This window comes from Agrobacterium sp. DE0009, from assembly GCF_007680755.1.
Taxonomy (GTDB): Bacteria; Pseudomonadota; Alphaproteobacteria; order Rhizobiales; family Rhizobiaceae; genus Agrobacterium; species Agrobacterium tumefaciens_B.
In genome coordinates, this window is the sequence record NZ_VEIU01000008.1 from 84,554 (window position 1) to 95,509 (window position 10,956).

Below are 10,956 nucleotides of genomic sequence, written 5' to 3' on the forward strand. Positions count from 1 at the left end.
CTCAGCGAGCTGGACCAGTGGTTGCTATTGCCGTGGACTTGGGCAGGGCGATCGACGCTGCAACGCCCCGTGGCTGGCGCGGATGGGCCAGCCATCTCCCTTGAGCCAGGCCGGAAAGGCGTTGACGGAACGATGGAGATGCCTCGACCTGCGACACGGAGGAAAGCGCTGCGCCTACATCCGGGACCTTTTCGCACGTAGGCTTCTTTGCTCTCCACTCGAAGAGCTGCGTGCCCTTGTTCTGGCCGTTTACGAACAAGTCGTCGTCGATCCCGACCGTAAAATCCGCGTGGATCGGATCGGAAAAGCCGATGAAAAGCATTCTCTGGTGCCAGGTTGTCAGCGATGTTTGGTATTGGACTTCGACAAGAGCCACGGTGCCATCCCAATGCGCTCTTGCCAGAGGCGACCGCTCGGTACTCAGCGCCGCGTCCGTATAGGCGTAAATTTCCGGTAACGCGAAAAAAGCTTCGATCTCACGGGTAGTCTCACCCCCGAGATCCGGCTCGAGTTCGGTCTTCGAGCTGAGCGGACCGTACGAGGACTGGCGGCTGCATGAAGCCCCGATAGTTTCGGAGCTCTTGTAACAGAACGAATTACGACAGACCGCAATCTCAATCGAGGCCAACGTATCTGTCGAGCGACGCAGCTTCTGGATTCTGCCGTAAAGGTCGAACGCGTAGTCCCGATAGGATATTGCCGTCATAGAGCTGCCTCTTCGCTTTTCATTGGAGGGCGGAACGGCGGTCGCGACGCCATCGTCCCGGGTCCGCCGTTATGTGATGTCCAAATGATAAGTCTACTTGGCAGCGAGTCGATATATACGAGCGTTTAGGACCGCCCCTGGCGATAGGCCATCAGGCGATGCTCATTCCGCCGTCGACATGGAGTTCGACGCCGTTCACGAAACTCGCTTCCGGGGAGACCAGGAAGAGCGCCGCATTGGCGATTTCCATCGGCTGGCCGAGCCGTCCGACAGGGATCATGTTGGCCATTGCCTCCAGGAAAGCGGGCCGTTCCCGTTCGCTTACCCCCAGCTTTGCCAGAATTTCGGTGTCGACCGGTCCCGGGCTGATAACGTTCACCCGGATTTTTCTCGATTTGAACTCCTTCACCCAGTTTCTCGCGAAGGCGCTCATAGCGGCTTTCGTGCCGGCATAGACTGCATGGTTGTCCAGCACCTTGGTGGCGGCCAGCGAGCTCGTCAGAAGGATGCTGCCACCGTCATGCATCGACGGAACGATCGTCTGGACGCCGAAAAAGACACCACGTGTGTTAATCGCGAAATGGTGGTCGAACTCCGCGGGAGTGACCTCGTTGGACGGCTTGAGATCGATCACCGCGGCATTCGCCACGTAAATATCCACTCCGCCAAAGAGACGCTTGGCTTCGGAGGCTACAGACTTGTGATGTTCCAGATCGGCCACATCCCCTCGTATACCTATCGCCCCATGACCGATATCAAGTACTGCGGCGTCGAGAGCGTCTTGACGACGCGCCGTTACGATGACCTGCGCTCCGTTTGCGGCAAAGAGTTTTGCCGTTTCCTTGCCGATGCCGCTGTTACCGCCAGTGACGATGGCGACTTTGCCTTCAAGCTTTTTCATTGTCTATTGCTCCTTCGTCGGAGCTCGAAATAGCAACTCGGCAGGACGTCCAGTAGGTATACGTCAGGCACATCATTTTTGCGTAGGAGTTTGCAATGCGCGATCTACTCGAAGAGACACCTGGGCTGCTTGCGTTCGTGAAGGCCGCAGAGAGCGGCTCCTTTACCTCAGCTGCCAAATTGCTTGGGACGACGCCTTCGGCGGCATCGCGAAGCATTTCCAGACTCGAGAAGCAGATCGGGGCCAGGCTCTTTCTGCGATCCACACGGGCCCTTACCCTAACACCCGATGGCCATTTGTTCCTAGAACGCGTCGCCCCTCTGCTAAAAGAGCTGGCGCACGCGGGGGACGTCCTTGCCAGAGGCATTTCTGGGCGGCTCAAAATCAGTTTCCCGAATGAGCTCGCCGCAGTTCTAATTGACGCGGTGATAGAGAAAGTCGCGAAGCCCAACCCCGAACTCCGTTTGGAGATCGGCATTTCCGATCGGTTCGTCGATGTCATCCGCGAGGACTACGACGTCGTGTTCCGTGTCGGACGTCTGCCGTCGAGTGAACTGTCCGCCAGGAAAATTGCCGACATGGAGATGGTGATCGTCGCGTCTCCCGAACTTCTCGCGTCACGCGGCCATCCGCGAACCGTGGGCGACCTGTCCTCCTTCCCGTTCGCGCGATACGTGTCGGGAGCGAACGGATTCCAGATAGCGTTCGAGGACGGCTCGATAGCCGCGCCGCCCGGTGTGATCGACTGTGATTCGGGCTTTGGCCTTCATCGCGCGGCTCTACATGGGATCGGAGCGGCGTATCTTATGCGGTATATCGTTTCGGACGACATAGAGCGGGGTAGATTGGTGGCCATATACCCCGGAGTCGATCTCCCGGTACTCCCACTAAGCGCGGTCCACGCCTTCGGGCTCCACCCGCCTCACAAAGTGGTGGCGTTGTGCGATCTGGTCGAGGGTGTACTTCGCGGTGCAGTGCTGGAGGGTAACCCTGATAAGCGCCGCCGCGGTTAGGCGACGGCGCGCGTGTGCCTCAGGGCTGCGCCTTTACCGGCAGCCGGAATGGAGCGCCGAGCCGGTTGAAGGCGTTCATAGCTGCGATCGCGATCGTGAGATCGACCAGATCTTTGGGCTCGAAGACCGCTGAAACGGCGGCGTAGGCTTCATCGGAAGCATGCGTTTTGCTGACAAGTGTGACCTCTTCGGCCCATGCCAGCGCCGCGCGGTAGTTCTCGGGAAAAAGGTGCGGCACCTCCTCCCATACCGGGACCAGAGCGACCTTGTCAGCGGCCATAGTCTTGAGAAGGTCGCGGGTGTGCAGGTCGATGCAATGCGCGCAGCCGTTTATCTGGGAGACGCGCAGGAACACCAGGTGGATAAGTTCCTCGGGAAGATTCGTGTTGTGTGAAACGTAATGATGGACCCCGAAAAGCGCTTTGGCTCCAGCGGGAGCTATTTCGTGCCAGTTGAGGCGTGTGGTCTGGTTCATGATGATCTCCTTGGACTGCGCCGATGGTCGGCACTGATCCAATGACGAGACGACGATTGAAGGCGTGACATGTCGACGTTATTTATTTTCCGATTTCGATGTGGCTCGCGCAGAATGGCGGGTTTATCATCAGGGAAGTCGAGTCCAAGGAAAGCGATATGTGGCACTACGGCGATAGCGAGACGGACCAGGTTCAAAACAGTCGTACGCGGACGACAGCGTTTGAAGAGCGCTCCTCGGTGTCGCTTGAGGACCGGAAACTGAATGAATTTACGCTGCAGCGAAAACGCTTGCTGCACCTCGGTTACCGTATGCTGGGGTCGGTCACCGAGGCGGAAGATGTCCTGCAGGACGCATGGCTGCGTTGGGCACGCGCTGACGACGACATTCGCACCCCGGCTGCCTACCTCACCCGTATTGTCACGCGGTTATGCCTCGATCGAATGAGGTCGGCGCGAGCGCGTCGCGAGGTCTATGTCGGTCCATGGTTGCCAGAGCCGCTGATTGAAACCGCCGACACGTACGAGGTCGTTCCCGACGATGTCACTGTTACGCTGATGTTGGCGTTGGAACGACTTTCACCGCTCGAAAGGGCGGCTTTCCTGCTTCATGACGTATTCGGCGTGGCGCTGACCGAGGTGGCGGTTGTGCTTGAGCGTGATCCGACCGCTGTTCGACAACTTGCTTCCCGGGCGCGTAAGAATGTTCAAAACGCACGTCCACGATACAATATCGGGGCAGCGGAGGCAGATGAGATTGCGCGCGCTTTCTTTGCTGCGTCGCGCGACGGTGACGTCGCGGCGCTTTCGGAATTGCTGGCACGCGACGTCCAGATACACACCGACGGCGGCGGGAAGGTTCGCGCGTTCCGGGATGTTATTTACGGCCTGGAGCGCGCACTGCGCCTCTTCGTTTCCGCTCGGAAAAAGGCCGTGCTTTCACCGACTTTCCTTCGAACCGTCACCATCGACGGCCTGACGGGATATGTGAGCCTAGACACGAATGACCTGTTGCAGACGACGGCTTTGGACATTCGCGATGGCAGGATCTTCGCGATCTATATCGTCAAAAATCCCGACAAGCTGACGCGTGTTAAGATTTAGGGTCCGGGCCAGGCTTTTTGCCCTGGGCTTCGCTTTTTCCTGTTTTCGATGGGAGCAGCTAGGCGTGACCGGTCTCCTCCCAGCAAATCGCGATATGTAATCTACAATATTCGAGGTCGATCTCATGAATAAACTCACGAAGACGTTGAGCGAGGGAAAGCTCTATGTCTGCCTCAAATTAGAAGCCACCGAGTTCAAGCCCGTCTACAGGATCACTGAACTTCTTCCCGACTTCGATTTCATTCCGTACGACGGAAGAAGCGATAAGGACTACCCAGTCTGGCACGAATTTGATCTCTCGAACGAAGCGATTTTCATCCACAAGCTGATCCTAGACGACTACGGATACTTTGTCGAAGATGACCCACATGATGATCCAGAATATGAGCTGCCCAAGGCAACGTCTGAAAGCACAGGGAGGCTTGCCTTGGAACTTCAAATGGCAGACCGTTTTGGGTGCCGAGCACTGGTGAGAGGAAGCCTGTCCGGAACTTCCATGGAGATGAACATGGACGTGCGGTTCAATTTCACCATGTGCTCCTACTCGGGAGACAGCCGGCTTATCGGATATGCGGCCGAAGCGATCGCCGAAGGTTTTGCGTTCGAGGAGGAGGGAAAACTCAAGCAAGCGTTTTTCTCATACTTTTCGGCAATCGACAGCTTCATTGAGGCGGAGCGGGAAAAACTCAACCGGGGGCTGCCCGAGGACAAGCGCACTAAGCCTGGTATACGACTGATAGAAAAACTGCAGGCGGTAGTTAAGGGTAACATGCCACCGCCTATTGGCGGCCTCGACAAAGTGAAGGTGTGGGGAGACGTTAAAAACGGCTTCGACAAATGCGAGAAGCTCCGGAATGCTATCGCACACAACACGAAAACGCACCCGATTACCCAGACCGACGTGGATCTGTGCTTTGCCGTATTCGCCATCATTGTGGCAATGGTGAAGGATAATCTCTACGACGAAAAACAGATCATTATGCATTACGGTGTCGGCGACGACTGATTCGATGCAGCGAGATTTACGCAGAATTTAATCTGTCGAACTGCGTTGGCCACTCGCTGCCCGACTTGGATCGGTGGGTCCGGCACGCGGTCGGTATGCCGACTCGTGAGAATATCGACCGTAAGCGGCTGCCCTTCTACGAGCGAGTTCGATCTGTAAAGCGCCATAAAAGCATACAGCGGCTTTCCGCGAAGCCACGGCCTACGAGAACCCAGCATCGGCCGATACGCAAAGTGCGCTCGAGGCCGGGTTCGGGCCATCTGCACGTACCTCAATCAACCAGCACAGGGCCGCGTATCGCATACGAGCGTATAATTGCGCGCGAAATGCGTTTCTTTCATATCTGGAGCATTGACCAACGATCACGACGCCAAGCCGCTGATCGGGCCTTGACCGGAGATTGCAGGATGCGGCCACGCTTTGACATCGGTGACTGCCGAGATAGCCTTTTCAATTTGCGCCTGGTGGACGGATTCGTGATCGAATCCGGCGTGGATGAACGACTCATCGCGCCGATCGGCATTCGAGCTGCGCACATTGACGGCTGCGAAAGCTCCATCGATTTCCACGTCCAGAAGGCCCGAATGCTCGGCGAAGCCGAAGCTTGGCTTTCAATGACTTCGCAGTGGCGAAGGGCGTCGATCTACAATCCTGTAGAGCGGGCCGTACTGAACTTCACGGAGCTTCTGATGCAGACCGCAAACGGCATTTGGGATCAGGCTTATGACGCTATCCGGGATTTCATAATTCCCAAGGATATCGCACGTCTGATGATCGCGGTGAGTGCAGCAAGAATGTGGGATCAACTGGCACTGCTTGCGCGAAGCGATCCTCGATCCCGCAATACTGGCATGGCAGCGGCGCGGCCTCAATCCTGAGCCGCGAACGGCTCCGGGGCGACTTGCCTCCGGGCCCGCGCACCCCACTCGAAATCTGTTCTCCGTTATCAACACCCACGTTTTCGGGAGTGTAAAGACATGCGCTCGAACTATCCGGAGCAGAGACCTTCTGCCCCACTCATTCCGGCTTCCGTCTACTTCACCATTATCTTGACGATGGTGGGGCTCGCTTCGGCGACGGTTTACATCGGCGCTAGGGATAAGCCGCGACAGACGCGGGTATATCTGGCGCAGGACTTCGCAAACCTCCAGCCAAAGATTTCCGGTCGCAAGGTTGCATCCGGCTCGCTGTCGGTGTCACCAGCAGCGACCCTAAAAATTGAAAAAGCCGTCTCGGGCGGTGGGGCCCAAGGCGTGATCGTGGTGGATCGTTCGTCCGCCGTGACTCTATCCGACGTCGCCTCCCGTTAGTTCCACACTCACCCGCCACAGCCGCTCGGCATCTTCGGGGTCGATGGCATAGGGACGCACGCCTTTGCGCTCGGTTTCTTCGATTGCGGCGATGTCGCTGTTCTCACAGTAGAGGCCTCCCAAGCCATCGAGAAGCGGCGACGTCGCACACCAGACGGTCGTCGCAGCACCTTGGGCGAAATTCTTCATATCCGCCTCGGGGTCGATGATGGGCTGCCCATTCTGGTCAATTGCGCCGAAAGCGTCCACCTCTTGAGGCGACAGATGGCGGGCCAGCGGCCCGACGATCGAGCCGGGATGGACCGAAAACGCCCTGATGCCGTGAGTTTTTCCTCGAGCGTCGGCAGCGACGGCGAAGAGGGCGTTTGCAGTTTTTGACTGTCCGTAGGCTTGCCACTTGTCGTATGGTCGCTTCTCGAACCGCAAGTCGTCGAAATGAACACCGTCGATCTGGTGTCCACGCGACGACAGAACAACTATCCGCGCACCCCGCGCGGCCTTCAGCGCTGGCCATAAGAGCGTCGCGAGCCTGAAATGGCCGAGATGGTTGGTGGCGAACTGGCCTTCGTTGCCGTCCTCGTCGCGAAAGAGCGGCGTCGCCATCACGCCCGCGTTCAGTATCAGGCGATGGATGGGGCGGCCCGTTTCCAGAAATCGCGTCGCGAAGCGTTCCACGGACATGCTGTCCGTGAGTTCCATCTCATGGACTTCTGTCCTGGGGATGCCCTTGAGCGCGCTTTCGGCATCTGCCACGCGCCTCGCGGGGACAACCACTTCGGCCCCCTTGGACACGAGGACCCGCGTCGTTTCGAGACCGAGCCCTGACGCGCCGCCCGTGACAAGGACGAGCTTGCCTTGCAAGTCGATGCCGTCAGCCACTAATTGAGCAGTGGCAGCCGGACCCCATTCGGTCCCGAGTGGTGTTTGAGCGTTGTTTTTCATGATTACCTCGCTTTCGTCTGTAACGAGATATGGCAAATCGAGACAAGACAAACTATATTCAATGCTCCTATAATCTGTAGCGAACGTCCGGAATGTCGTCCGATCCCTTTTCAGACATCTTGCGGCTGACCCGCGCGCGTGGAGTTTTGTCGACAGGTCTCCGCGCGAAAGGACGCTTTGCTGTACGCGTCGAAATGCACGACGGCATGAAATTTAACGCGATCACGGAGGGCGCATGCTTCCTCGATGTGGATGGGCATGAAAGCTACAATCTTCAAAGCGGTGACTGCTTCCTGCTGACAAGGGCCACGCCCTTCACCGTCGGCAACGACCGTTCGAGTCGGGTGCTAGCCGCGGAACAGGTATTTCCCGACGCCACCGCCGCCTTCGCGAAACTCGACAATGGCGTCGGGCCATCAGTGACATTCGTCGGCGGCAGGATGACATCGGACAGGAACATGGAGTTCCTCACCTCGTCCCTTCCAGCGGTTCTCCTGTTGAGGGCCGGAACTGCGACCGCCGTATGGATAAGGGGGCTGCTGCTGCGGCTGGAAGCCGAATTGACTGCGGCACGCCCCGGGGCCGAGATCATATGTGAAGAGATCATGCATATGATCTTCGTGGAGATGATCCGGAGCCACGCCAATGACGGCCAGGCTGTCGGTTGGATTGCCGCCCTTTCCGATCCTCAGATCGTCAAAGCGCTCTCAGCGATGCATGCTGAACCCGGTAGAAACTGGCGGGTCGCTGACCTGGCCTCGACAAGCGGTCTCTCAAGATCGCAGTTCGCCGAACGCTTCGCACGGATCGTCGGAGAACCTCCGCTGGAGTACCTAACGCGGTGGCGCATGACGCTTGCCCGTGAAGCGCTTAGAGATAGGACCGCGACGATCGCGAAGGTCGCAAACGACGTGGGCTACGGCTCGGAGGCGGCTTTTGGAGCCGCCTTTAAACGCGTTTACGGAACCTCGCCGAGACGGTCTGTCGAAGGCGATCGTGTGGTTGATCGGCAACACGATGCCGCTCGGCTCGATAGCGGCCAGACTGCCGGGCGGATTTGATGGGGACCCGAGTGTGATGCGCGGTGGCGTCAGACTTTGATCTGCCGCTCCAGCTCCGCCGAGGCGGTGGCATAGCGATTGCCACCAAGTGCCAAGCGAGCCGACGGAGTCGTGGACCACCGGTCGAAAAACATGGTACCCATGCGATCTGGATGGGCCGGAACCAGGGATTCCTGTTCCAAGTGTGCCCCGAACCAGGTCGCCATCCTGTCGGCGGTGACCACCCTTGTGTCGTTCGTTACGGAAAACGCCCTCCGCAGCCATTGCGCGATGGCGTCGCGCTCGGGCCCCGCGATCTGAACCACCGCATTTCTCGGCTTTTCCAGTGCGATCTCGGCCAGAATACCACCCACATCGTCGGCGGCGATAGGCTGCAGAAGCGCGTCGGGGGGATTTACCGAGTTCTGCTTTGCGAACCCCCCGGAAATGGTTGGCAGGAACTCGAAAAACTGGGTGGATCTGACGATCGTGAAAGGGGTCCCGGAAGATCGGGCCACTTGCTCCTGTCGCGCCTTGGCGGCGTAGTATGGGTTGCCGGGCAGATGATCTATTCCCACGATCGACAACGTCACATGGTGCTTGACGCCCGCCTCCATCTCCGCCTTCGCGACGTTCCCTCCCGAAACGACGAAAAAGTCCCGAAGCGTCTTCTCGTCGAACGAGTGGACATCCGACGCGTCGACGACGACGTCCGCTCCGGAGAGGGCCTGAAGGAGCCCTTCCCCAGTGGTCGTGTTGACTCCGGTTCGGCGAGAAGCCGCTACGACCTCGACGTCGAGACCCTTCAGCCTTTCAACAACCCTCGCCCCGATCATGCCGCTTCCGCCGAGCACGACCACTTTCGAGAATTCGGACATTTTAACGACTCCTTTGACTGAAGATTGCTTCCTTGTGGGCATTTCGCAAAATGCCCTAGGTCCGGCGGATCACACGCCGCTCCTCAGGATAATGAGTTGGTCGATGAGGTTGTCGCTGAGCACGAAGTAAAAGAGCATGATCAGCGGTTCGGGCAGGCCGGGGGCGTCGAAATCGCCCGTGATTTTTGCCGAAACGATCGCACCAGAGGACCGGAGTCGGATATCCAGGATCGCCGCACGAACATGAAAGCCGATGATGTCCTGTTCGGCCCAGCGGATGATCTCTTCGATCCCGGAGAGCTCCTGCATCTGGTCGTTGATGACGGCATCACTGGCGAAGCCCCTGACAACTCCGGCGAGATCTTCGTCGTTCAGGGCGGTGAAGAAATCGTAGATCGTCTTCGGCAATACCTGCACCGGGGGCATGACCTGTAGGTTTCGTGAATGTCGGTAGGCCATCGATCTTTCTCCGGGCTTCTATTCCCTGAGGAATACTCCAGCTCCGCCGATCCAACGCAGTTAATGCTCGTTAAGTTTCGTTATGTGACTGATTTATATCGGCTATATCGAAAGATCATGGACTAGGCGAGTTTGGCGGTTTCAGTTTGTTTCCGCACTCCAACAAAACTTCAGGCCTCCAACATACCTTTTCGCATTCCAACGTCTCTAAACTCGCCGACACGAACTCTCTCGCCGAAAGTGATGTGGTCAACAGCGAGGAGATTCAGACATGCAACTCAGCACCGACATCCATATGGCCAGCCAGTCGCCCGCACCGCAGCAGACCGTCCATCTGGTCGAAAGCGACCTCGCAAGCCGCGCCGCAGTGGCCCGCTTGCTTCGTGACAACGGCTACGACGTGGCCGAATATGACGATAGCGAAGAATTCGCTTCCGCTTCAGATGAGCCCCGCGCCGGGTGCGTCGTGATCAGCGCGGATCAGGGCAGCATGGATCGCGGGATGATCCGGGACCAGCCCGGCGCTCCCCTCCCCGTCATCTATGTCAGTCAGGTGGACGATGTTCGCGCCAGCGTCGAGGCGATGAAATCCGGTGCGGTGGACTTCCTGCTCAAGCCGATCGACAAGCACGCCTTGCTTCGGGCTGTCGCAGCGGCGTTCGAGCTGGACCATCGGGAACGGAGCGCCTTCATAGCCCGCCAGTCGATCAGGTCCTGCGCAGTCAGCCTCACCCCCCGGGAACGCCAGGTTTTCGAAGCCGTCACGAGCGGACTGATGAACAAGGTCATCGCCTATGACCTCGGTATCAGCGAGATCATGGTCAAGGTTCATCGCGGGAGAGTGATGCGGAAAATGAATTCGCGCACATTGCCGGACCTTGTCAGGAAGTACGACGTCCTTCAGCAGACACTCGCCGAATCGACAGAGCTGCGAAAGATTACGGCCCTCAACTAGATGCGTATTGCTATGCATACTTTGGTTTGCATCGCGCAAAGTTGCGCGGGGGCGTATCGTGGCAAAGCGCCCTCGGGAATCCAGAGGCCGCAGTGTTCAACAGCGGCCGCTTCCAACCTGTAAGAACCGGTCGCCTCCGCCGGGAAACCCGGCTGCTGCAGGAGATCG

The 10,956-nt window shown here is 58.1% G+C and carries 13 protein-coding genes; 7 read left to right on the forward strand and 6 right to left on the reverse strand.

Going from position 1 to position 10,956, the window contains the following annotated elements; translation table 11 throughout:
- Position 1: 1 nt before the first annotated feature.
- Together FS804_RS21465 and FS804_RS21470 are read right to left on the reverse strand one after the other, a co-directional pair.
- On the reverse strand, positions 2-706 hold the full coding sequence (locus FS804_RS21465; protein ID WP_144578858.1) for a hypothetical protein: 705 nt from the start codon (positions 704-706) through the stop codon (positions 2-4).
- A 151-nt stretch (positions 707-857) separates the two neighbouring features.
- Entirely contained in the window at positions 858-1,607 is a 750-nt protein-coding gene (locus FS804_RS21470; RefSeq protein WP_063947415.1) for an SDR family NAD(P)-dependent oxidoreductase, read from the reverse strand.
- A 95-nt stretch (positions 1,608-1,702) separates the two neighbouring features.
- Here FS804_RS21470 and FS804_RS21475 point away from each other — a divergent pair, with 95 nt between their 5' ends.
- Positions 1,703-2,620 (forward strand): LysR family transcriptional regulator, encoded by a 918-nt coding sequence (locus FS804_RS21475; protein WP_144578859.1) that lies wholly within the window; start codon positions 1,703-1,705, stop codon positions 2,618-2,620.
- Positions 2,621-2,639: 19 nt separating this feature from the next.
- Here the strand turns inward: FS804_RS21475 and FS804_RS21480 are convergent, their stop codons facing one another.
- Entirely contained in the window at positions 2,640-3,095 is a 456-nt protein-coding gene (locus FS804_RS21480) for a carboxymuconolactone decarboxylase family protein (protein WP_144578860.1), read from the reverse strand.
- A 158-nt stretch (positions 3,096-3,253) separates the two neighbouring features.
- On the opposite strand from FS804_RS21480, the gene FS804_RS21485 reads away from it, so the two are divergent.
- From FS804_RS21485 to FS804_RS21500, 4 genes are all read left to right on the forward strand, one after another.
- Positions 3,254-4,198 carry a sigma-70 family RNA polymerase sigma factor gene (locus FS804_RS21485; RefSeq protein WP_144578861.1) on the forward strand — a complete coding sequence of 315 codons (945 nt, stop codon included), beginning with the start codon at positions 3,254-3,256 and terminating at the stop codon, positions 4,196-4,198.
- A 124-nt stretch (positions 4,199-4,322) separates the two neighbouring features.
- Positions 4,323-5,204, forward strand: a complete 882-nt coding sequence (locus FS804_RS21490; protein ID WP_044460255.1) for a hypothetical protein — start codon at positions 4,323-4,325, stop codon at positions 5,202-5,204.
- 476 nt (positions 5,205-5,680) lie between these two features.
- Positions 5,681-6,082 (forward strand): carboxymuconolactone decarboxylase family protein, encoded by a 402-nt coding sequence (locus FS804_RS25065; RefSeq protein WP_186376950.1) that lies wholly within the window; start codon positions 5,681-5,683, stop codon positions 6,080-6,082.
- 99 nt (positions 6,083-6,181) lie between these two features.
- Entirely contained in the window at positions 6,182-6,514 is a 333-nt protein-coding gene (locus FS804_RS21500) for a hypothetical protein (RefSeq protein ID WP_034495405.1), read from the forward strand.
- On the opposite strand, the gene FS804_RS21505 is transcribed toward FS804_RS21500, so the two are convergent.
- Positions 6,491-7,456 carry an oxidoreductase gene (locus tag FS804_RS21505; protein ID WP_144578863.1) on the reverse strand — a complete coding sequence of 322 codons (966 nt, stop codon included), beginning with the start codon at positions 7,454-7,456 and terminating at the stop codon, positions 6,491-6,493. The genes FS804_RS21500 and FS804_RS21505 overlap by 24 nt on opposite strands.
- Positions 7,457-7,548: 92 nt before the next feature.
- Here FS804_RS21505 and FS804_RS21510 point away from each other — a divergent pair, with 92 nt between their 5' ends.
- Positions 7,549-8,517, forward strand: a complete 969-nt coding sequence (locus FS804_RS21510) for an AraC family transcriptional regulator (RefSeq protein ID WP_144578864.1) — start codon at positions 7,549-7,551, stop codon at positions 8,515-8,517.
- A 29-nt stretch (positions 8,518-8,546) separates the two neighbouring features.
- Here FS804_RS21510 and FS804_RS21515 read toward each other — a convergent pair whose 3' ends face one another.
- Positions 8,547-9,374 carry an SDR family oxidoreductase gene (locus FS804_RS21515; protein WP_144578865.1) on the reverse strand — a complete coding sequence of 276 codons (828 nt, stop codon included), beginning with the start codon at positions 9,372-9,374 and terminating at the stop codon, positions 8,547-8,549.
- Positions 9,375-9,443: 69 nt separating this feature from the next.
- On the reverse strand, positions 9,444-9,833 hold the full coding sequence (locus FS804_RS21520; RefSeq protein WP_144578866.1) for a nuclear transport factor 2 family protein: 390 nt from the start codon (positions 9,831-9,833) through the stop codon (positions 9,444-9,446).
- 271 nt (positions 9,834-10,104) lie between these two features.
- Between FS804_RS21520 and FS804_RS21525 the strand changes: the two genes are divergently transcribed.
- Positions 10,105-10,788, forward strand: a complete 684-nt coding sequence (locus tag FS804_RS21525) for a response regulator transcription factor (RefSeq protein WP_144578867.1) — start codon at positions 10,105-10,107, stop codon at positions 10,786-10,788.
- Positions 10,789-10,956 lie beyond the last annotated feature (168 nt).